21 protein-coding genes and 1 pseudogene are annotated in these 21,181 nt (G+C 64.9%); 9 read left to right on the top strand and 13 right to left on the bottom strand.

Features of this window, described 5'->3' with window-relative positions:
* The first annotated feature begins 42 nt into the window (after nt 1-42).
* Nucleotides 43-699 (top strand): chorismate--pyruvate lyase family protein, encoded by a 657-nt coding sequence (locus BFD71_RS16355; RefSeq protein ID WP_069265502.1) that lies wholly within the window; start codon nt 43-45, stop codon nt 697-699.
* 19 nt (nt 700-718) lie between these two features.
* Nucleotides 719-1,219, top strand: coding sequence for a DNA-deoxyinosine glycosylase (locus BFD71_RS16350; protein ID WP_069265371.1), 501 nt, complete (start codon nt 719-721; stop codon nt 1,217-1,219).
* 69 nt (nt 1,220-1,288) lie between these two features.
* Here BFD71_RS16350 and BFD71_RS16345 read toward each other — a convergent pair whose 3' ends face one another.
* Both BFD71_RS16345 and BFD71_RS16340 read right to left on the bottom strand, forming a co-directional pair.
* Complete coding sequence (locus BFD71_RS16345) at nt 1,289-1,876, bottom strand: hypothetical protein (RefSeq protein ID WP_069265370.1); 588 nt, start codon at nt 1,874-1,876, stop codon at nt 1,289-1,291.
* 31 nt (nt 1,877-1,907) lie between these two features.
* Complete coding sequence (locus BFD71_RS16340) at nt 1,908-2,627, bottom strand: hypothetical protein (RefSeq protein ID WP_256094744.1); 720 nt, start codon at nt 2,625-2,627, stop codon at nt 1,908-1,910.
* Nucleotides 2,628-2,924: 297 nt separating this feature from the next.
* Between BFD71_RS16340 and BFD71_RS16335 the strand changes: the two genes are divergently transcribed.
* The 4 genes from BFD71_RS16335 (at nt 2,925) to BFD71_RS16320 (ending at nt 7,300) form a co-directional block, all read left to right on the top strand.
* Nucleotides 2,925-3,863, top strand: a complete 939-nt coding sequence (locus BFD71_RS16335) for a spermidine synthase (RefSeq protein WP_069265368.1) — start codon at nt 2,925-2,927, stop codon at nt 3,861-3,863.
* Between the two features lie 322 nt (nt 3,864-4,185).
* Nucleotides 4,186-4,419, top strand: coding sequence for a DUF3311 domain-containing protein (locus BFD71_RS16330; RefSeq protein WP_069265367.1), 234 nt, complete (start codon nt 4,186-4,188; stop codon nt 4,417-4,419).
* Nucleotides 4,416-5,966 (top strand): monocarboxylate uptake permease MctP, encoded by a 1,551-nt coding sequence (mctP, locus tag BFD71_RS16325; RefSeq protein WP_069265366.1) that lies wholly within the window; start codon nt 4,416-4,418, stop codon nt 5,964-5,966. The genes BFD71_RS16330 and mctP overlap by 4 nt, the downstream gene beginning before the upstream one ends.
* Before the next feature lie 218 nt (nt 5,967-6,184).
* Nucleotides 6,185-7,300, top strand: a complete 1,116-nt coding sequence (locus BFD71_RS16320; RefSeq protein WP_069265365.1) for an FUSC family protein — start codon at nt 6,185-6,187, stop codon at nt 7,298-7,300.
* Between the two features lie 36 nt (nt 7,301-7,336).
* Here the strand turns inward: BFD71_RS16320 and BFD71_RS16315 are convergent, their stop codons facing one another.
* The 5 genes from BFD71_RS16315 to BFD71_RS16295 all read right to left on the bottom strand — a co-directional run bounded on the left by BFD71_RS16315 (nt 7,337) and on the right by BFD71_RS16295 (nt 12,705).
* Nucleotides 7,337-7,762 carry a VOC family protein gene (locus tag BFD71_RS16315; protein WP_069265364.1) on the bottom strand — a complete coding sequence of 142 codons (426 nt, stop codon included), beginning with the start codon at nt 7,760-7,762 and terminating at the stop codon, nt 7,337-7,339.
* Between the two features lie 278 nt (nt 7,763-8,040).
* Complete coding sequence (gene tal / locus BFD71_RS16310) at nt 8,041-9,000, bottom strand: transaldolase (protein WP_069265363.1); 960 nt, start codon at nt 8,998-9,000, stop codon at nt 8,041-8,043.
* A 307-nt stretch (nt 9,001-9,307) separates the two neighbouring features.
* Nucleotides 9,308-10,534: a benzoate/H(+) symporter BenE family transporter gene (locus BFD71_RS16305; RefSeq protein ID WP_069265362.1), complete on the bottom strand. Its 1,227-nt coding sequence runs from the start codon at nt 10,532-10,534 to the stop codon at nt 9,308-9,310.
* 112 nt (nt 10,535-10,646) lie between these two features.
* Nucleotides 10,647-11,819 (bottom strand): vWA domain-containing protein, encoded by a 1,173-nt coding sequence (locus tag BFD71_RS16300; protein WP_069265361.1) that lies wholly within the window; start codon nt 11,817-11,819, stop codon nt 10,647-10,649.
* A 34-nt stretch (nt 11,820-11,853) separates the two neighbouring features.
* The gene (locus BFD71_RS16295; protein WP_069265360.1) at nt 11,854-12,705 is read right to left on the bottom strand and encodes an AAA family ATPase; all 852 of its coding nucleotides are present in this window, start codon (nt 12,703-12,705) and stop codon (nt 11,854-11,856) included.
* Between the two features lie 418 nt (nt 12,706-13,123).
* On the opposite strand from BFD71_RS16295, the gene BFD71_RS16290 reads away from it, so the two are divergent.
* Complete coding sequence (locus BFD71_RS16290) at nt 13,124-13,489, top strand: c-type cytochrome (protein WP_069265359.1); 366 nt, start codon at nt 13,124-13,126, stop codon at nt 13,487-13,489.
* An 18-nt stretch (nt 13,490-13,507) separates the two neighbouring features.
* Nucleotides 13,508-13,903, top strand: a complete 396-nt coding sequence (locus tag BFD71_RS16285; protein ID WP_069265358.1) for a c-type cytochrome — start codon at nt 13,508-13,510, stop codon at nt 13,901-13,903.
* Nucleotides 13,904-14,053: 150 nt separating this feature from the next.
* Here the strand turns inward: BFD71_RS16285 and BFD71_RS16280 are convergent, their stop codons facing one another.
* The 3 genes from BFD71_RS16280 to rsxB form a co-directional block, all read right to left on the bottom strand.
* On the bottom strand, nt 14,054-14,488 hold the full coding sequence (locus BFD71_RS16280; RefSeq protein ID WP_069265357.1) for a DUF1841 family protein: 435 nt from the start codon (nt 14,486-14,488) through the stop codon (nt 14,054-14,056).
* Between the two features lie 93 nt (nt 14,489-14,581).
* Nucleotides 14,582-15,226, bottom strand: coding sequence for an endonuclease III (nth, locus tag BFD71_RS16275; RefSeq protein WP_069265356.1), 645 nt, complete (start codon nt 15,224-15,226; stop codon nt 14,582-14,584).
* A gap of 40 nt (nt 15,227-15,266) precedes the next feature.
* Nucleotides 15,267-16,118: an electron transport complex subunit RsxB gene (gene rsxB, locus BFD71_RS16270; protein ID WP_069265355.1), complete on the bottom strand. Its 852-nt coding sequence runs from the start codon at nt 16,116-16,118 to the stop codon at nt 15,267-15,269.
* Between the two features lie 443 nt (nt 16,119-16,561).
* Here rsxB and BFD71_RS16265 point away from each other — a divergent pair, with 443 nt between their 5' ends.
* Complete coding sequence (locus tag BFD71_RS16265; RefSeq protein ID WP_069265354.1) at nt 16,562-17,194, top strand: TetR family transcriptional regulator; 633 nt, start codon at nt 16,562-16,564, stop codon at nt 17,192-17,194.
* A 138-nt stretch (nt 17,195-17,332) separates the two neighbouring features.
* Here the strand turns inward: BFD71_RS16265 and BFD71_RS16260 are convergent.
* The 3 genes and pseudogenes from BFD71_RS16260 to BFD71_RS39155 form a co-directional block, all read right to left on the bottom strand.
* Nucleotides 17,333-18,631, bottom strand: a pseudogene (locus BFD71_RS16260) (polyhydroxyalkanoate depolymerase); the annotation flags it as partial.
* 306 nt (nt 18,632-18,937) lie between these two features.
* Entirely contained in the window at nt 18,938-20,800 is a 1,863-nt protein-coding gene (locus BFD71_RS16255; protein ID WP_069265501.1) for a glycoside hydrolase family 15 protein, read from the bottom strand.
* Nucleotides 20,801-20,976: 176 nt separating this feature from the next.
* Complete coding sequence (locus BFD71_RS39155) at nt 20,977-21,126, bottom strand: DUF3096 domain-containing protein (RefSeq protein WP_081771773.1); 150 nt, start codon at nt 21,124-21,126, stop codon at nt 20,977-20,979.
* Between the last annotated feature and the right edge of the window lie 55 nt (nt 21,127-21,181).

Raw genomic sequence — 21,181 nt, 5'->3', positions numbered from 1 at the left:
GCTTGCAGCGAACTGAAATCCTCGCAGCCTATAATGCGCGCCATGCCTCTTCGATTCGATGCCGCTAACGCGCACTGGCGCGTCACGCCCTTGCCCGCCTTGAGCGCCGACCAGAAGGACTGGCTCACGCGCGGCGGTTCGCTCACGGCGCATTTGCGCACGCTCGGCCGCGTCGTGGTGCGGGTCACGCGCGAAGCCGTCGACATGCCCTGGTCCGATGAATGTGCCGCGCTCGGTCTGGCGCCGCGCGAGCGCGCGTGGGTGCGCGAGATCGTGCTCGAAGTCGATGGTGTGCCGTTCGTCGCCGCGCACAGCGTGACGCCACTCGCCGCGAGTCAAGGCGTGTGGCAGGCCATGCGCCGCTTACGTACGCGGCCGCTCGCGGAACTTCTCTATAGCGATAGCGGTGTGGCGCGCTCCGCGCTCGTGAGCCGGCGCGTAAGCGCGCGGCATCCGCTCTATACACTCGCGGCGCGCGAGCTCATGCTCGAACCGAAGCACACGCCGCATGCGTTCGTCGCGCGCCGCTCGGTATTCGAGCGCGCAGGCGCGCCGCTGCTCGTGACCGAATGCATGCTGCCCGCGCTGTGGTCGCGCCTCGCAAGCGGACCTTTGGCGCAAGAAGCCGGCGTGCATCGCGGACGCGAACGCGGCCCGCTCGATCACACCGCCTCGCGCGCGCATCACGCGCCGCGTTGAACGTGCAGCATCCGTTGCCATGACCTTCAAGCGCTGCTTCGATCCCGTCGTCGATGCACGCACGCGTGTGCTCATCCTCGGCAGTCTGCCTGGCGAGGCGTCGCTCGCGCATCAGCAGTATTACGCGCATAAGCAGAACAAGTTCTGGCATTTGATCGGCGATGTGATTGGCGAAGCGCTGCCGGGCATGAACTACGAAGCGCGACTGCAAGCGCTGCTCGAGCATCGCGTGGGGCTGTGGGACGTCATTGCGCAAGCGAAACGCGAAGGCAGTCTCGATAGCCGCATTCGCGACCACGCGGCGAACGATCTCGTGGCACTGATCGCCACGTTGCCCAATCTGGCGTGTATTGCGTTCAACGGCGGGACGGCTGCGAAGATCGGCACGCAGGCGCTGGCGGTGAGCCGCGTATCGCTCGATCTCGTCAAGCTACCGTCGAGCAGCCCGGCGTATGCGGCCGTGCCTTATGCGGGAAAGTTGCGCGAGTGGGAGAAGCTGCGCCAGTGGGTTTCGCCGTGACCGCTGCGCCTGTCAATACACGGCAAAAGTGCGCGGCCGGATAGTTGCTCCAGCCGCGCCGTCGAAGCGTTACTTCTGCAATTCGGGCGCCGTTGCGAGCGCCGACTGCAACCTGGTCACCGCATCGGCCGTTGCAAGCTGGCCAGCCAGGCTGAAGTTGCGCTTGAACTCACTAAACTCCGCGTGGCCGGTTCCCGTCACGTCCGTTGTGGTCACGGTCTGGCCGCTCGGGTCCGTGACGGTGCAGGCAAGCGTGACCGAGAAATCCGTGGGCGGCCAGGTGAGAAGGCTAGGGGACGACGACGTCGTCTTGATCGTCGGCGTGATCACGTAGTCGAGATGCTTGGCCTGAATCGTTGCCGCATCCGGTGCGCTTTTGAGCTTGGTCACGTTCTTGAACACGTGACCGAGTCCAACGTACATCGGCAGTTCGAGGTCGTGGTACGGGTGATAGCTCACCTTGTCGCCGCCGCCGCCGGGCGTGATCACTTCCTTCGACAACTCGTCGTCCGTAATGACGAGACCCACGGACTTGTCGAGCGGTTGCGTCGAGAGCGTCGGAATCTTGCTTGCGTCGCCGGTCAGCGAAATTTCGTGCGCACAGCCTGAAAGTGCGGCGACCACGCTTGCCGCTGCGATCATTCGAATCATTGTCATGGTGTTCGTTCCCCGTTGTAGGCTGGTTGAGTTATTGGATTGCCTGAATGAAGGCAGGGTCGGCGTAGAGTTCGCCGAGCAACTTCTGCACGGCGAGCGGATATTCTTCGCGCGCCTTCGGTACTGCGATCATGGCCGCGAACGCCGAATCCCATTGCGTGTGCGCGGATTTCACCTGGTCATAACGCACGCTGCCCGATCGCATCACGATGAAGCGTGCCGACAGTCGTGCAGCGCCGGTTGCAACGCCGACGTCGATGTCGTTTTCCAGTAGCGTCGCCTTGATCTCGACATCGCTTTCCGGAGAAAGCTTGCCGGCCATCTGCAATTCCTTCGTCATTGCATCGGCAAGATAGGCGCCGAATGAATTGCCGACCGGCGACTTCAAGCTATTTGCACGCAAGGGAACCGGATACGGATTTTTTGCGTCTGCCTGGGAATCGAATGCGCCGACTTTCGCGTGCGCTGCGGTCACGTTCTTGAGCGACTGGATATTGTCGACGTCGGGAGAGTACGGCGGAGCGACCACAGCACATGCGGTCAGAAACAGGAGCGGCGCGATCACGCCGATGGTTCGCACGGTGTTGAACATATTTGTTTTACCTTGTGATTGCGGAACTCTGCTGCCTCGGAGACTTTCGGTCTTGTGCGCCGGATCAGTTTTGGTCTCCTGGAGGAATATCGGCGCTGAATTGCGAATCTTGAGTCTGCGAGACTGCGCACCGATGCGCCTACGAGTGCTGGTGCACACAAACCTAAGCGCGTTGCAACCTCGCCCCGCTAGCATCGTTCCGCAGCACGCTGCGGCGCGCGCTGATCCCGTCGGGACACGGGACCATAATGAACAAGAAACGTCTGCCCCTGATCATTTTGCCCATGACGCACATGCCAGGCGCCTGCCCAGGCGACAGTCACTGACTCGCGCAGCGCGTGGGCCAGGCGCTCGAAGTGCCTGCGAAATCAGGCCCGAAGCGCCGCGAATGCTATGCTCTCGGTCGCCTGAGCAAATGCACCTGCATTTGCGCCCCCACAGCAAGCGATTTTCTACATGACGACTCTCATCAAGCGCGCCTCAGCCGAGGCCCGCGCATTCAAGCAAACCGGCAACGCGACGCAATCGGGCGACACCGCGAGCAAGACCGCAAAGGTCACGAAGCGCCCGCGCCGCGCCGCTGCCGCCGCTGCCGCCGAAGAACTCGACAACGCCCCGGTCATCGAAGCGCCGCGCAAGCCGCGTTTCGCGCCGGTCACGTTCTCTGAAGAGAACGGCGTGCGCTATCTGCACTTCGGCACGGAGTGGGTGCAGGGCGCGATGCGTCTGGCGAAGCCGCTGCACATCGAACTGGAATATGCGCAGCAGATGATGGCCTGGCTGCTGTTCCTAGCCACGCCCGAGCGCATCGTGCAACTGGGTCTGGGCGCCGCCGCGCTCACCAAGTTCGCGCACCGCTATCTGCGTCCCGCGAAGGTCGAGGCGATCGAACTGAATCCGGCGGTCGTGGTGGCCGCGCGCACGATGTTCGATCTGCCGTACGACGACGCGCGCCTCACCGTGCGCGAACTCGACGCGTGGGACTTCGTGCAGGATCGCGCCAATCACGGCACCATCGGCGCGTTGCAGATCGACGTGTACGATGCGACCGCGCGCGGCCCGGTACTCGACAGCGTGGCGTTCTACCGCGCCGTGCGTGCCTGCCTGACCAATGCCGGCGTCGCGACCATCAACCTGTTCGGCGACCACCCGAGCTTCGTGCGCAACATGAAGCGCCTGAACGAAGCCTTCGAGGGCCGCGTGATCGCGCTGCCCGAAGTGCACGAAGGCAATCGCGTGGCGCTCGCGTTCTCGGGCCCGGCGCTCGAAGTCACCTTCGATGCGCTCGAAAAGCGCGCGCGTCTGCTCGAAAGCAAGCTCGGCCTGCCGGCGCACCAGTGGGTCAAGGCGCTGCGCGAATCGAGCGGCCAGCACGGCGCAACGTTCTCGATCTGATCCGCGCGAACGGCAGCAATGCCGTTGCGGCACGGAAAACCGGCTTCAGGGGCATCCCTGGGCCGGTTTTTTTTCGCCTGCTCGCCTGCATAGCGCATTTCCGGCCAATTATCAGGACGCGGCGCAAGCCGTTGGCTCTTGACAACGTCCTCGGAATTGGGGTCCGCCCTGCTTGACCGTGCGGCGTGGCCTCGATACTCTTTTCAGCGCTTTCGGGGACCTTGCGGACCATCCGTCCGTGAGGCCATCGGCCGCCTCACGCCGGGCGGCGGACCGCAGACAAAGCAAGGCCGCATAACTACATAAGCAACGAGGAGACGTCATGGCTCACGACGCCGACGCCGGAAAACCAAGCAAGCATTGGCTGTGGCTTTTGCTGCTGCCCTGGATCGCCATGGTCTGGGTGCCGTCTTACAACAGAATCGAGCCCACTCTGTGGGACTTCCCGTTTTTCTACTGGTATCAGCTTCTCTGGGTGCTGATCAGCGCAGCAATTACCGCGCTCGTCTACTTCAAGACGAAGACCCGCAAGGGCGATGAAGGGGGCGCGCAATGAACGTCACAGCAACGATTGTCTTTATTCTGTTTTTCCTCGGCGTCACGGTGCTCGGCTTCGTCGCCGCGCACTGGCGCAAGGGCGACCTCGCGCACCTCGAAGAGTGGGGCCTCGGCGGCCGCCGTTTCGGCACGATCGTCACCTGGTTCCTGCTCGGCGGAGACCTCTACACCGCGTACACCTTTATTGCCGTGCCGGCGCTCGTCTTCGGTGCGGGCGCAACGGGTTTCTTCGCGCTGCCGTACACGATCCTGATCTATCCGTTCGCGTTCGTCGTGTTCCCGAAGCTCTGGGCCGTCGCGAAGCGCCATCAATACGTCACCTCGGCCGACTTCGTGAGCGCGCGCTATGGCAGCCGCATGCTCGCGCTCGCCATCGCCGTGACGGGCATCGTCGCGACCATGCCGTATATCGCGCTGCAGCTGGTGGGTATCGAAGTGGTGATCGGCGCGCTCGGCTTCGACACGACGGGCTTCGTCGGCGACCTGCCGCTCATCATCGCGTTCGCGATTCTCGCCGCGTACACGTACACGTCGGGCCTGCGCGCGCCTGCCATGATCGCCGTGGTGAAGGACATCCTCATCTACATCACGATCATCGTCGCGATCATCGTGATTCCCGCGCAGATGGGCGGCTTCGGCCACATCTTCGGCGCGGTGCCGCCGGCCAAGCTGTTGCTCAAGTCGCCGGATGCCACGAGTCTGAACGGCTATAGCGCCTACGCGACACTGGCGGTAGGGTCGGCGCTCGCGCTGTTCCTGTACCCGCACTCGGTCACGGCCATCCTGTCGTCGTCGTCGGGCAACACCATCCGCCGCAATATGGCGATGCTGCCTGCGTACTCGCTGGTGCTCGGTCTGCTCGCGCTGCTCGGCTACATGGCGCTCGCCGCCGGCGTGAAGGACATGCCCGAATTCGCGCCGTACTTCAAGGCCTTCGGTCCGAACTTCGCGGTGCCGGCGCTGTTCCTGCACTTCTTCCCCTCGTGGTTCGTGGGCGTGGCGTTCGCGGCCATCGGTATCGGCGCGCTGGTTCCCGCGGCGATCATGTCGATTGCGGCTGCTAACCTGTACACGCGCAACATCCACAAGGAGTTCATCAACCGCAACATGAATCACGAGCAGGAGACCAACATCGCCAAGCTGGTCTCGCTGATCGTGAAGGTCGGCGCGGTGGCGTTCATCCTGGGCCTGCCGCTCACGTACGCGATCCAGCTGCAGCTGCTCGGCGGTATCTGGATCATCCAGACGCTGCCCGCCATCGTGCTCGGTCTCTACACGCGCATGCTGGACTATCGCGGTTTGCTGATCGGGTGGGCGGCCGGCATTGCCACGGGCACGTGGATGGCGATCTCGCTGCAGTTGAAGGGCTCGATCTTCACGATCCACCTGTTCGGCATGGCGATTCCGGGCTACGCCGCGGTGTGGTCGCTGATCGTGAACCTCGTGGTCGCGATCGTCGTGTCGGCGCTCGTGCACGTGGTCGGCATGCAGAAGGGCGCGGACCGCACGCGTCCGGAAGACTATCTCGACGTCGTCGAGGGCTGATGTCCCATGCCCGGCGCGAGCCGCGGGGCGTGGCGTTAGCGAAAATGCCCGCAACACAACAGTTGCGGGCATTTGTTTTTCTGGTGCACGATGATCGCTGATCCGGCTCACGTTCAGCCCGTGCCATGGCCTCGTCCCAAACCGAATCCCGTTCCCGATCCGGGCGCAGCGGCGCGCAACGCCTGCGGGCGCCGCGCCGCCGCTCGCGTCTCGCGCGCATGTGGCGCGCGTTGGCCTCGCCGTACTATCGCTACCGCAACGCCAAGGTGATCCACAGCGTGCGCGTGGGTCTCGCCATGCTCGCCTCGATTCTCGCCACGTCGGGCATCCATATTCCGCACGGCATCTGGGCGTCGGTCACGCTGCTCGTCGTGATCGGCGGACTGCAGCACCAGGGCAACATCCGCAAGAAGGCCGCCGAGCGCGCGCTCGGCACGCTGCTCGGCGCCGTGATCGGGCTCTCGCTCATCGCCGTGCAGGCCATTTCCGGCTCCGTGGCGCTCACCTACGTGCTGATGTCGCTCGTCGCCGCCGTGTGCGGCTACTACGCCATCGGCAAGCCCGGCTACGTCGCGCTGCTGGCCGCCATCACCATGTGCATCGTCGCGGGGCACGGCGACAACCTCATCGATACTGGCCTCTGGCGCACGCTCAACGTGATCCTCGGCATCGTCATCGCGCTCGTGTTTTCGTTTGCCTTGCCGCTGCACGCGACCTATTCGTGGCGCTACAGCCTCGCCGACAATCTGCGCGACTGCGCGCGCGTCTATGCGCAGGTGGCGAACGGCGTGCACGTCGACGCCGACGAGCAGGTGCAGACCTTCATGCGCCTGAACGCACGGCTCGTGCAACTGCGCGCGCTGATGCCCTCGGTCGCCAAGGAGATCGACGTGCCGCTCGCGCGGCTCGAACAGGTGCAGCGCCTGCACCGGTCGCTGCTGAGCGCGCTGGAGATGCTCTGTACGGGCACGGGCAGCTACGAGCAGGCGCTCGTGCGCGTGGCGTTCGCCGAGCGCAGCGAGGCCGTGCGCCGTGCGCTGCTCGCCACGGCGCGGGCGCTGCGTTTTGGCGGCGGGCGTCACCCCGAGGCGGCGCAGCAGGCGCTGCGCACGGTCGGGGCACGGGGAGAGGGCGGTGGCGGAGGCGACGGGGTGGCCGAGTCCGACCAGGAAAGCACGCAGGCTCAGCCGCAGGGCTGCCCCGAGCCGCAGATGCAGGGACCCTACTGGCTGAGCCTGCGTGTGGAGGAGCAGGTGGAGCGCCTTCGTGCGCTCCTGCTCGAGACCGAGCCGCGCTGGAACATCGAGCGCGCCGCGACGCACCGCATGGTGTGACGCCGGGCGCGCTTCTCCGGTCGTGCCGGCGGACGATCAGGCGGCCTGCTCGTGCGGCGCCGAGACCATCCACGGCACGCCGAACTTGTCGGTCAGCATGCCGAAGCCGGGCGACCAGAAGGTCTTCTGGAACGGCATCGTGACCGTACCGCCTTTGGCGAGCGCGTTGAAGTAGCGTTCGGCGGTGGCGAGGTCGGACCCGGTCAACGAGACGCCGAAGCCGAGGAACTTGTCGTTCTGCGTCATGCAGCCGCCGTCGGACACCATGATCTGCGCATCGCCGATCTGGAGCGTCGCGTGCATGATCTTTTCGGCGAATTCGGGCGGCATGGGGCGCGCGGGGTCCGGCGGCGCTTCCCTGAAGCGCATCTTCATCACTTCCTTCGCGCCGAGCGCTTCGCCATAGAACGCGATCGCTTCATCGCAGTTGCCGGGGTAAAAGAGATAGGGCTGGATTTGCATCGTCGGTTTCCTTGCGGACGGGACGTTGGCCGGCCTTGATCGTGCGATTCCGTGCGAGGGTGTGCACGGGGCCGGATCGTGCGGCGGGTTGCGCCGCTGCCCTGATTCTAGGCGCGCGCGATGACGTGACCGAGCGGTGTGTCGTCAGGGTTTGCGAGCGTGCAGACGGGAACGGTCGTTGCAGTCCGCCCCGTAAAACAAAAGGCCGCACGTGCTCCCTGTGCGGCCCTCCTCGGTCATCGATACGGCAATGCGCGCTGCGTGGGCGCGCCGGCGCATTACTTCGCGCGCAGTTCTTCGATCATCTTTTCGAGCTTGATCGCGTCTGCGGCGAACGCGCGGATGCCTTCAGCGAGCTTTTCGGTCGCCATGGCATCGTCGTTGAGCTGGAAGCGGAACGACGACTCGTCCACGGCCACGCGCTCGATCTTCGCGTCCTTGAACGCTTCCGGCGAGAGCTTGCGCTCGACCTTCTCGTTGCTGTCGTGGAGCTTCTGCAGCAGGTCCGGGCTGATGGTGAGCAGGTCGCAGCCGGCCAGCTCGACGATCTGGCTCGTGTTGCGGAAGCTTGCGCCCATCACCTCGGTCTTGTGGCCGAACTTCTTGTAGTACGCGTAGATCTTGCGCACCGACTGCACGCCCGGGTCGTTTGCGCCGCCGTCCTTCGCGTCGTCCCAGTCGGCCCCCTTGGCCTTCTTGTACCAGTCGTAGATGCGGCCCACGAACGGCGAGATGAGCTGCGCGCCCGCTTCGGCGCACGCGGCGGCCTGCGCGAGCGAGAACAGCAGCGTCATGTTGCAGTGGATGCCGTCCTTTTGCAGCGCTTCGGCGGCGCGGATGCCTTCCCAGGTGGAGGCGAGCTTGATCAGCACGCGTTCACGGCCGATGCCGGCCTGCTTGTACAGGTCGATGATGTGGTGCGCCTTGTCGATCGACCTTTTCGTATCGAACGAGAGGCGGGCATCGACTTCGGTCGAGACGCGGCCCGGGATGATCTTGAGGATTTCGGTGCCAAAGGCGATCAGCAGATGGTCGATGATCGACTCGAGCGACTCGCTCGCGTGATCGCGCACGGTTTTTTCGAGCAGCGGACGGTACTCGGCTTTCTGGACCGCCTTGAGGATCAGCGACGGGTTGGTCGTCGCGTCCTGCGGCTTGTACTGCACGAATTGCTGGAAGTCGCCCGTATCGGCGACGACGGTGGTGTACTGCTTGAGCTGGTCGAGTGCGGTAGTCATGTCAGGCCTTGTGGGCGCGTGCGCGCCTGCATCGGTGAGAGTTGAACGGCCGGCGCGCTTCAGGCGTGAACCCGAGGTGCGCCGGGCGGAACGAGAAAGGCGCTGCGCCTTTGCGGCACGGCCCGCGCGGATTGGGCGGGGAACCGGGTGGGGCGCATCTTGCCGCGCGTCCGGGCGCGGCTCACATCGTCATTTTATGGCGGAAACGCATGGCGTTGCGTTTCGCGCGGGCAGGGCGCGTGACAAACGCGCCGCGCACACCGTGCCAGCGGCGTTGGCGGGCGCACGCGGCGGGGGCTCGCCCGCGTCAGGCGCGCCGCGCGTTGAGCACGAACTGTGTCATGACCCCCGCCACGAGCCCCCAGAACGCCGCGCCGATGGACAGCAGCGTAAGCCCGGAAGCCGTCACCATGAAGGTGATGAGCGCGGCTTCGCGCTCCCTCGGGTTCTGCATGGCGTTGGTGAGGCCGCTCATGATCGAGCCGAACAGCGCGAGCGCCGCGATCGACACCACGAGCGCCTGCGGGAACGCCGCGAACAGCGCCGCGATGGTCGCGCCGAAGGTGCCGGCGATCAGGTAGAAGATGCCGCACCAGACGGCCGCCATGTAGCGCTTCGTGCGGTCTTCGTGGGCGTGCGGGCCGGTGCAGATCGCCGCGGTGATGGCCGCGAGGTTCACGCCGTGCGAGCCGAACGGCGCGAGCACGAGCGAGGCGATGCCCGTGGTGGCGATGAGCGGCGAGGAGGGCGCGGCCGTGTGGTCGTAGCCGTCGGCGCGCAGCACGGCGATGCCGGGCACGTTCTGCGAGGCCATCGCCACGACGAAGAGCGGAATGCCGACGCTCACCACCGCGGTGAGCGAAAACGCCGGCATCGTGAACACGGGTCTCGCCACCGCCACGCGGAAGTGGCTGAAGTCGAGCAGCCCGAGCATGGCGGCGGCGGCGATGCCGATCACGAGGGTCGCGACGATCGCGTAGCGCGGCACGAAGCGCTTCACGATCAGATAGCCGAAGAACATCGTGAGCACGAGCGGCGTCTGCACCTGCGCGGCGTGGAAGATCTCGATGCCGATCTCGAACAGGATGCCCGCGAGCAGCGCCGCCGCGATGCCTGCCGGAACGCGCTTCATGAGCGCGTCGAACCAGCCGGTGAGGCCCACGGCCGTGAGCAGCACGGCGCAGACGAGATAGGCGCCGATCGCCTCGGCATAAGGCACGTGCGGCAGCGAGCTGATGAGCAGCGCCGCGCCCGGCGTGGACCACGCGATCACGATGGGCGCGCGCAACCACAGCGACAGGCCGATGGTGGTCAAGGCCATGCCGATGGACAGCGCCCAGATCCACGAGGAGATCTGCGCGTCGGACAGATGCGCGGCCTGGCCGGCCTGAAACATCAGCACGAGCGAGCTGGTGTAGCCGGTCATCATCGCGACGAAGCCGGCCACGATCGTGGCGACCGAGGTGTCGGCGAAGGGCCGCAGCGGTCCCGGCCTGAACGCCGCTGGCAGGTCGGGGGAAGAGGGGGCGGTCATGCGGTTGGTCTCCGGATTTTGCGTAGGTATGACGGCATCGGGCGGCGCGGCCTGAACACACCTCAGGCACGCGCCGCCTCGAACAAGCGGAAAAGGGCGGGAGTGCTGGCGCCTATTTGCTCAGCACGCGCATGGCCGTTTCGAGCCCGGCGACGGTGAGCGGGTACATGCGGTGGCCGAGGATCTCACGGATGATCGACACCGACTGGCGGTACTCCCATAGTCGCTCGGGCTCGGGGTTGAGCCAGGCGAAATGCGGGAACTGGTCGGCGAGGCGGCGCAGCCACACGGCGCCCGCTTCGGGGTTGTTGTACTCGACCGAGCCGCCCGGCTGCAGCACCTCGTACGGGCTCATGGTGGCGTCGCCCACGAAAATGAGCTTGTAGTCGGGTGTGAACTTGTGCAGCAGGTCCCACGTGGGCGTGCGCTCGGCGTGGCGGCGGCGGTTGTTCTTCCACAGGTGGTCGTACACGCAGTTGTGGAAGTAATAGAACTCGAGATGCTTGAACTCGGCCTTGGCAGCCGAGAACAGCTCCTCGGTGCGCTTGATGTGATCGTCCATCGAGCCGCCCACGTCGAGCAGCATCAGCACTTTCACGTTGTTGTGGCGCTCCGGCACCATCTTGAGGTCGAGCCAGCCCGCGTTCGCGGCGGTGCTGCGGATCGTGTCGCGGAGGTCGAGTTCTTCCGCCGCGCCTTCGCGCGCGAAGCGGCGCAGGCGCCGCAACGCGACCTTGATGTTGCGCGTGCCGATTTCGACCTGGTCGTCGTAGTCGCGGTACGCGCGCGCATCCCACACTTTCACGGCGCTGCGCTGGCCGCCTTCGCCGCCGATGCGGATGCCTTCGGGGTTATAGCCGCCGTGGCCGAAGGGCGACGTGCCGCCCGTGCCGATCCACTTGCTGCCGCCCTCGTGACGCTCCTTCTGTTCTTCGAACAGCTCTTTGAGGCGCTCCATGAGCTTGTCGAGGCCGCCCATCGCCTCGATCTGCGCGCGCTGTTCGGGCGTGAAGTCGCGCTCCAGCCGCTTCTTGAGCCAGTCCTCGGGGATCTCGAAGGCCAGTTCCGACTTCTTCTCGATGCCGCGAAAATACGCGCCGAACGCCTGATCGAAGCGGTCGAAGTACTGCTCGTCTTTCACGAGCGTCATGCGCGCGAGATAGTAGAAGTCGTCGAGCGAGGGCGCGATCACGCGCGCCTTGAGCGCTTCGACGAGCGTGAGGTACTCCTTCACGGAAACCGGCAGCTTCGCGTCGCGCAGCGTGTAGAAGAAGTCGATCAGCATGCGGTGTCTCCGGCTTTCGCGCGCGGTTTCCCGGTCAACGGTTGTGGCGGTTCATGTAGATGAGGCGCTCGAACAGCGTCATGTCCTGCTCGTTCTTGAGCAGCGCGCCGGCGAGCGGCGGCATGGACTTCGAGCCGTCGACCGCGCGCAGCGCCGAGGGCGGGACCTCTTCGGCGAGCAGGAGCTTGAGCCAGTCGAGCAGTTCCGAAGTAGAAGGCTTCTTCTTCAGGCCCGCGACGTTGCGCAGTTCGAAGAAGCTTTCCATGGCCGCGTTGAGCAGTTCCTTGCGGATGCCCGGATAGTGCACCTCGACGATACGTTGCATCGTCGCCGGATCGGGAAAGCTGATGTAGTGAAAGAAGCAGCGGCGCAGGAAAGCGTCGGGCAGCTCCTTCTCGTTGTTCGACGTGATGATGACGAGCGGACGCTGTTTCGCCTTGATGAGCTGGCGCGTCTCGTAGACGTAGAACTCCATGCGGTCGAGTTCGCGCAACAGGTCGTTCGGGAACTCGATATCGGCCTTGTCGATTTCGTCGATCAGCAGCACGCTTTGCTCGTCCGACTCGAACGCCTGCCACAGCACGCCTTTCACGATGTAGTTGGCGATGTCCTTCACGCGTTCGTCACCGAGCTGCGAGTCGCGCAGGCGCGAGACCGCGTCGTACTCGTAGAGCCCTTGCTGCGCCTTGGTGGTGGACTTGATGTGCCACTGCATGAGCGGCATACCCAGCGCAGCGGCCACTTCTTCGGCCAGCATGGTCTTGCCCGTGCCGGGCTCGCCCTTGATGAGCAGGGGGCGTTTCAGCGTGATCGCGGCGTTGACCGCGAGCTTGAGGTCGTCGGTGGCGACGTACTGCGATGAGCCTTCGAAACGCGTGGCGCGCATGGTGAATCCGCTCGCTGGGAAAAAAGCCCAGTATAAGTCAGATGGGGTGTTGCGTCGGCGCGCCACCGCGTATCGTTGGGTCCGCTCTTTGGGGCACGGTCGCGAGGGCCGTCAGCCGCCTCGCGACGGCGCGCGGCGGGTCCGTTGCGCGTGCCAGGGTTCCTCCGGGTTGTCTGCGGGCGAGGCCGCGCGACAGGGCGCTGCGTGGCCGCCGCGGGCCCGTCGCGGGGCCTCGCGATGCGCTCCGAGGCCCGCCAGGCGTGGCGCGGCCGGTGGACGGGCGGCGCGGCGTCGCGGTATACTCGGACCGATTTTTTTCGGCCTGCACGGCGACCCCAAAAGTAAAACAGCAGTAATGCGGCGCAGGCCGTGGCCTGCGGTTCGGGCGTTCGAATCCCCTCAAGCCAGGTTGGATGCTATGAAAAAAATTGTCGGCAAGCACGTCATCACGGGCGCAATCACCATGCTGGCGTGCTTCGCGGTCACGGCTCACGCGGACATCGTGGGCAACGCGAAGGCGGGTCAGGACAAGGTGGCGATGTGTATCGGCTGTCATGGTATTCCCGACTACCGCACCGCTTACCCCGAGGTCTACCACGTGCCCATTCTGGGCGGCCAGAACGCGCAGTACATCATGAACGCGTTGCTCGCCTACAAGAAGGGCGACCGGCATTTCGAGACGATGCACGCGATCGCGTCCTCGCTCACCGAACAGGACATCGCCGACATCGCGGCCTACTATGCGTCGCAAACGGCCGCGTCGAAAGACAATCCGAATAAATAACCGGCAGGTGGAGAACCCATGAACAAGCCCTACACGGCTATGCCTTCGTTTGCCGGTGCAACCATCAAGCTCGCGGGCGCCGGGCTCGCACTGGCCGCCGCGCTCGCGCTCAATCCCGCATACGCGGCCGATGCCTCCAACGGCAAGGTCCTCGCCGACAGCCACAACTGCGCGGCCTGTCACGGCCCGGGCCTGAACAAGCCCGTGAGCCCCGAATATCCGAAGCTCGCCGGCCAGCACGCCGACTACATCTACTGGGCGCTGCGCCAGTACCAGATGGGTACGAGCAATCCGCACCTCGGCCGCAACAATGCGATCATGCAGGCGCAGGTGCAGAGCCTTTCGCAGAGCGATATGAAAGATCTCGCCGCGTACATCGAGTCGCTCGGCGGCGACCTCGTCAACAAGAAGTAAGCGTGAGCGCGGCGCGCCATGCGTGCCGCATCATGTGAAACACCCCGCGTGGGCCTCGTTTGCGGCGAGGCGTTCGCGGGGTGTTTTTTTGCGGTGGCGTTTGCCTGCGTCGCGCTTTCAGTTGCGATTCAGTCGGGATTGAATCGCGCTTCAATCGCGAGAAGCGCGGCGCTCGATGCGCATGAGATAGGCGTCGGTGTCGGGTGGCGTGTTCGTGCGTTGCGCTTCCCAGATCGTTTCGCCGAGGCACTCCATGATCGCGTGCTGCGCATCGTGCGTGGAGCCGAGGCGTGCCGCGAGCCGGTCGTGCGCAGCGCGGATGCCGGGCGGCTGGTCGATCGAAAGCTGCTCGCTGATCGCGAGATGCATCGACAGATGCAGGAACGGATTGCTCTGGCCGCGCTCGGGCGAGTAATCCTGCGCGGCGGCCGCATCGGCGTCGGCGAGTTCGATGTGATATTCGGGGTGCTCGACGATCCAGTCGGCGGCGATCGCCTCGAGCGGCGTGAGGATTTCGCCCGCGCGCTGCTTGCGCCAGGTCTCGGTGAAAAAGCGGCGGACTTCGTCGCGGCTGGGATTGAACATCGTGAGTCGGTCGTATGGGTGGGGCGCTACATCGTGCAGCGTCGTGCTGCGACGTCTGAATCGATCATTTTACGCCCGGGCGCCTGCGCTCGCTCAGAGCTCAGGCGGCGGCGTCTTCGGCTTGAACTCGCACAGCGGCTCGATCACGCAATGCCAGCATTCGGGCCGGCGTGCCTTGCACACATAGCGGCCATGGAGGATGAGCCAGTGATGCGCGTCCTGGAGGAACTTGGGCGGCGTGAATTTTTCGAGCGCGGTTTCGACGGCGCGCACGTCCTTGCCGGGCGCGAGTCCCGTTCGGTTCGCAACCCGAAAGATATGCGTGTCGACGGCGATGGTCGGCTGACCGAAGGCCGTGTTGAGCACGACGTTGGCAGTCTTGCGCCCAACGCCGGGCAGGGCTTCGAGCGCCTCGCGCGTGGGTGGCACTTCGCTGCCGTATTGCTCGATGAGAATGCGGCACGTCGCAATGACGTTCTTGGCCTTGGTGCGATAAAGGCCGATCGTCTTGATGTAATCGGCCACCCCTTCTTCGCCCAGCGCGAGCACCGTTTCCGGCGTGTTGGCGACCGGAAACATCCGGCGCATGGCCTTGTTCACCGAAACGTCGGTGGCCTGCGCGGAAAGCATCACGGCGATCAGGAGTTCGAACGGCGTGTTGAATTCCAGCTCGGTAGTGGGATGCGGATTGAGGCTTTGCAGCGTTTCGTAGATGGCGCGGCGCTTGGTGGCATTCATGCTCGTTGTGCGTGGGGCCTTTGCGTTGCGTTGCGGAGCGCTATCGCGCGGATTTGTCGTCGTCAGTCGACGAGTCCGATGTATTCGACTCGATACCGATACGTTTGCGGCGCGCTTCTGCGGCATCGATCTGCGCCTGCACATCGGCGCTCACGTGTTCGACGTTGCGCGGTCCCACACCCTGTTCGGCCAGTTCCGCCTTCTTGCGGCGCGCACGTTCGAGCGCAGCCTGGATGATCGCTTTCTTCTTCGCTTCGGCGTCGTCGGCGGGGGCGCTCGCGGATGGCGTGGCGCTCGCTTGCACAGCGGCGTCCTGCGCTGCCTGGGCCTGCGGCGCGCTCGTGGCGGCGCGGCGCGCGGCGGCGCGCGCCTCGGCCGCATTGCGTTCGGCGGCCTGGCGCGCGGCGCGCCGGTCATGGCGCACTCGGGCTTCGTCGGCCTGCTGCTGCGTCCATGCGTCCCAGCCGGTCGCGTCGCCCGTAACGGGAATCATTGCGATGCAGTCGACCGGGCAGGGCGCGACACACAGGTCGCAACCCGTGCACAGATCCTTGACGATGGTGTGCATCTGTTTTGGCGCGCCCACGATCGCGTCGACGGGACACGCCTGCATGCACAGCGTGCAACCGATGCACAGTTGTTCGTCGATGAACGCCACCGGACGTGGACGCTCCACGCCGTTGTCCGGATTGATCGGGATGACGGGTTTGCCGAGCAGTGTCGCGAGGCGCTCAACGCCTTCCAGGCCGCCGGGCGGGCACTGGTTGTAGTTGGCGGTGCCGGCGGCGACGGCTTCGGCATAGGGCCGGCAGCCGTCATAGCCGCACTTCGTGCATTGGGTCTGGGGCAGCAGATCTTCGATGCGATCTGCGAGTGTTTTGGGATCGTTCACGTTCGCTACATCGGGGCGGCGCGGGCGGTGCCGTGACCTTGGGCGCGCAGGGTTTCGCAGCTGGCCTCAAGGGGCGCACACGCACAGCGCCAAAGCCTGCATTATCGCCGATTTCCCGCATTGCCATCGGCGGGCCATGTGCCATAATCAAAGCGCTTAATGCGAAGCACCGTGCAGTCCAGGGGAAATCAATAGACGTAAGCGGTACATGTCGGGCACGGCAGGAACGTGCTTCGCAAGAGGCAGACAGGGGGAAGGACGATGTCGGCTCGCAACGACATCAAACAAACAAGAAGGAACGCAAGACCGTAGGTCGGAGGGTGTCTGTCCATTAACCTGGCGCGCCCCGCACAACGTTGTCGATACCAGGGCGAGGAGAGGCCCGGCGCAGTATTGCCCGACAGCGTAAACCGGACAACGCGGCTTAACGAGATCCTGCCACCATGAATCAGCCAAAAATCAAAAGAGATCCTGAAGGCACACGCCGCCGCATTCTGCTCGCCGCGGCGGAAGAATTCGCCAATGGCGGCCTGTTCGGCGCACGCGTCGACCAGATCGCGCGACGCGCCGAAACCAATGAGCGCATGCTCTATTACTACTTCGGCAGCAAGGAGCAACTCTTCACGGCGGTCCTCGAGCACGCATTCGGCGCGCTCAATGAAGCCGAGCGCGCCCTCGATCTTTCGGGGCTTGCACCCGTCGAGGCGATCACGCGGCTCGCGCATTTCGTGTGGGACTACTATCGCGACAATCCCGAACTGCTGCGGCTCGTGAACAACGAGAATCTGCACGAGGCGCGATATATGCAGAAGTCCACACGAATTCGCGAGATGATCTCGCCGATCGTGGCGACGCTCGGTTCGATTCTCACGCGCGGTGAATCCGCAGGACTATTCCGCCCGAGCATCGATCCGTTGCGACTCTATGTGACGCTTTCGGGCATGGGCTACTACATCGTCTCGAACCGCTACACGCTCAACGCCACGCTCGGTCGAGACTTCAGCACGACTGCCGAACGCGCGGAAGTCATTCAGCTCAACACGGAGATGCTGCTCGCGTATCTCATGCGCAAATAGCGCACGACTCGCGCGGCAAATTCGCAAAGCCGTTTCACGCTCCACAAACGCCACGCGCCGTCCTGGGACGGCGCGCGGATTCTGCTGCCGGTGCGGATTGCGTGCGCTCGAGTGAAGCGCAAGCCTTCGTCAGGCGACAGCGCCCTGTGCCGAGCGGCCGCGGGCAGACGCTTCCTTGCTCGTGTGGGCGGCGGGCTGCTGGTGCTGGCGGATGAAATCGCGCAGTTGCGGATAAATGATCGTGCGCCAGCGGCGGCCCGAGAAGATGCCATAGTGGCCGCATTTTTCGGCAGTCAGATGATGCTTGTTTGCCTCGGGAATGCCCGTGCACAGATCGTGCGCGGCGCGCGTCTGGCCCGCGCCCGAAATGTCGTCGAGCTCACCTTCGATCGTGAAGAGCGCCGTGTCGTGAATGTCCTGCGGACGCACGCGTTCGCCGGCCACGTCCCACGTGCCTTCAGCGAGACTGAACTCCTGGAATACGGTGCGGATGGTCTCGAGGTAATACTCGGCGGCCATGTCGAGCACCGCGTTGTATTCGTCGTAGAACTGGCGATGTGCTTCGGCGTCCTCTTCGTCGCCGCGCAGCAGGCTCTTGTAGAAGTCCCAGTGCGCCGTGGTGTGACGGCCCGGATTCATCGCGACGAAACCCGCGTGCTGCAGGAAGCCCGGATACACCTCGCGGCCTTCGCCCGGATAGTTCGCCGGCACGGGATGGATCACGTTGTTCGCAAACCAGTCGAGCGAGTGTTCGGTGGCGAGCGAGTTGACGGCGGTCGGGCTGCGGCGCGCGTCGATCGGGCCGCCCATCATCGTCATCGTGAGCGGGGTGTCCTCGCCGCGGCTCGCCATCAGCGAGATGGCCGCGAGCACGGGCACCGTAGGCTGGCAAACCGACAGCACATGCAGATTCTTCGCGCCGATATGGCGGATGAATTCCTGGATATACGCAACGTAGTCGTCGAGATGGAACGGACCGGCTTCGAGCGGCACCATGCGCGCGTCGACCCAGTCGGTGATGTACACCTTGTGGTCCTGCAACAGCGTGCGCACGGTATCGCGCAGGAGCGTGGCGTGGTGGCCGGAGAGCGGCGCGCACACGAGCACGGCCGGCTCGTCCTTGAGCGCGGCCACGGCGCCGGTGTCGTCGGCGTAGCGCTTGAAGCGCAGCAGGCGGCAAAACGGCTTCTCGATGATGGTCTGCTCGACGATCGGAATATTGAAGCCGTCCTTCACGATCTGGCGAAGGTTGAACTCGGGCTTCTCGTAGTCCTTGCCCAGGCGATAGAGCAGTTCGTAGCCTGCGGCGAAGCGCGTGGCGCCCGGCACGAGTGAAAACGGGCTCGTCGGATTCGAGAACGATTTCGAGGCGGCCTGGGCCCAGGCGGTCAGCGGGCTGAGCAACGCGCGCTGGAATTCACGGATTTGATAGAGCATGGGCGCTCCGGCATCTTCAAGGAGCGGTTCGCACCCGGGTCGCGCGCGGTTGAGGCGCGGAGCAGATGCGGGCCGGCAAGGTTGGTCGGTCAGTCAGGTTGTATATCGGCCGCCGCCCGGAGGGCTTTAGCGCGAGCGGACCCGCATTCGTTCGCAGCTCGTGGCTGCAAGCGCGCTGCAAGGCGGTACACGCGTTTTGCCCCGTTGCCAGGCGGCGCGGGCGGCCTTGTTTTTGCCCGGCTGTTGTGCAACGCAGCATCCCTAGTGTACCCCAGCTCGCGAAAACGTCCAGGCGCTTTCGAACATTTACGATGCGGATGCAACAGCTGGCTCGGCCGACGCGCCGCCGACCGCGGGGTGCCCCGTCTCCTTCGCCATTTCCTGTTCGTGCCGCATGAGGTTCAGGCCCGTATGCACAAGCGCCACATGCGAGAACGCCTGCGGGAAGTTGCCGACGAGGCGCCCCGCAATGGGGTCATATTCCTCGGCGAGCAATCCCACGTCGTTGGCGAGCGAAAGCAGGCGCTCGTACATGTGGCGTGCGTCGTCCATGCGGCCTTGCAGGGCCAGGTTGTCGACCATCCAGAAGCTGCACGCAAGGAAGGTGCCTTCCCCGGGCGGCAGTCCATCGTTGAATTCGGTGGTGCGGTAGCGCATCACAAAACCTTCACACATCAGATCGCGCTCGATCGCCGCGACCGTGCCGGCGATGCGCGGATCCGCCGCGGGCAGGAAGCCGACCAGCGGCATGAGCAGCAGGCTCGCGTCGAGATCGGTGCCGCCGTAGATCTGCGTGAAGGAATTCAGATCCTTGTCGAAGCTGCGCTCGCAAATGGTCGCGTGGATCGTCGAGCGCAGTTCGCGCCAGTGATCGAGCGGCCCCGGCAGTTCGAATTTTTCCGCCGACTTGATCGCGCGGTCGAAGGCGACCCACGCCATCACCTTCGAGAACGTGAAATGCTGGCGGCCCCCGCGCGTTTCCCAGATGCCCTCGTCGGGCTCGGTCCAGATCGTCTCGAGGTGTTCGAGCATCGCGCATTGGATCGACCATGCGGTCTCGTCGGCCTGCAAGCCGCCCACGCGCGCGAGGTGCAGCGCGTTCATCACTTCGCCGTAGACGTCGAGCTGCAGCTGGCCGACCGCGTTGTTGCCCACGCGCACCGGTTTCGCGCCTTCGTAGCCGGGCAGCCAGTCGAGTTCGAATTCGGGCAGGCGGCGCTCGCCGGCCAGCCCGTACATGATCTGCAACTGCGAGGGCGAGCCCGCCATCACACGGCCCAGCCAGGCGCGCCAGGCGCGGGCTTCGTCGTAGTAGCCGCCGCGCATCATCGCGAGCAGCGTGATGGTCGCGTCGCGCAGCCAGCAGTAGCGGTAGTCCCAGTTGCGCGTGCCGCCCAGCTGCTCGGGCAGCGACGTGGTGGGTGCCGCGACGATGCCGCCGGTGGGCTCGTAGGCCAGCGCCTTGAGCGTGATGAGCGAGCGGCGGATGGGTTCGGCCCAGCGGCCTTCCACGGTGCTGCGTGAGGCCCATTCGGTCCAGAAGTTTTCGGTGCGCGCGAGCGCCGTGAACGGGTCGCGCGGCGGCGGCAGACGCAGGTGCGAGGCCGCATACGAAAGCGAGAACGGCACGCGCTCGCCTTCCTTCACGTCGAACTGCGCCACTGTGTGCATGTTCTCGCCCTGGAGGTCCACGGGCGTGCGCAGCACGACCGTGTCCGGGCCCACCGTGGCCTTGATGCCGCTCTCGTAAGTGAGGCGGCTCACCCATGGCACCGAAAAGCCATAGTCGAAGCGCAGCACGAGCTGGCTTTCCATGCGCACGGTGCCGCGCCGGCCCACGACGATGCGCACGAGTTCGGACCAGCCGTTGCCGGGCGGCATGAAATCGATGAGCGTCACCGCGCCTTCGGGTGTTTCGAAGTCGGTTTCGAGGATCAGCGTGTCGCCGCGATAACGGCGCGTGGTCTTGATCTCGACTTTCGCGCCCTCTTCGGGCTGCGCGGGCGCGATCAGCCAGCGGCCGTTTTCTTCGGTGCCGAGGAGGGCGGCAAAACAGGCGCCGGAGTCGAAGCGCGGCCAGCAGAGCCAGTCGATGGATCCGGCGCGGGAAACGAGCGCGGCCGTGTGGCCGTCGCCGATCAATGCGTAGTCTTCAATGGGTGCGGGCATAGTAAGCAGATTGACAGCGTTGCTCGAAAACGAAAGCCGCTTGCCGCAGCGGTGCGGCATGCACGCACAAGAGTAGTGGCAGCGGGGCCGCCTGCGCAATGCGTTTTGCGCAGCAGCACGCGCAAATACTCATCTCGCCTGTGTCAACAAACGCCGTCGAGCGCGACCTGAGCGGGTCACAGATGCCCGCCCACGCCGAATAGCCCGATGACCCCGATGATGATCAGATACAGCGCGACGATGTAATTGAGCAGACGCGGCACGGCGAGAATCAGAATGCCTGCGATGAGCGCGACGAGCGGCCCGATGGCGACGTGAATGTTCATGACGGCTCCCTGGTTGCGGCGGGTTTCGAACCTTGGCGTGGATGCCTTTGTTGCT

Source organism: Paraburkholderia nodosa (assembly GCF_001718195.1).
In the GTDB taxonomy this organism is placed as follows: Bacteria; Pseudomonadota; Gammaproteobacteria; order Burkholderiales; family Burkholderiaceae; genus Paraburkholderia; species Paraburkholderia nodosa_A.
This window is presented reverse-complemented; position numbering and strand designations above follow the sequence as displayed.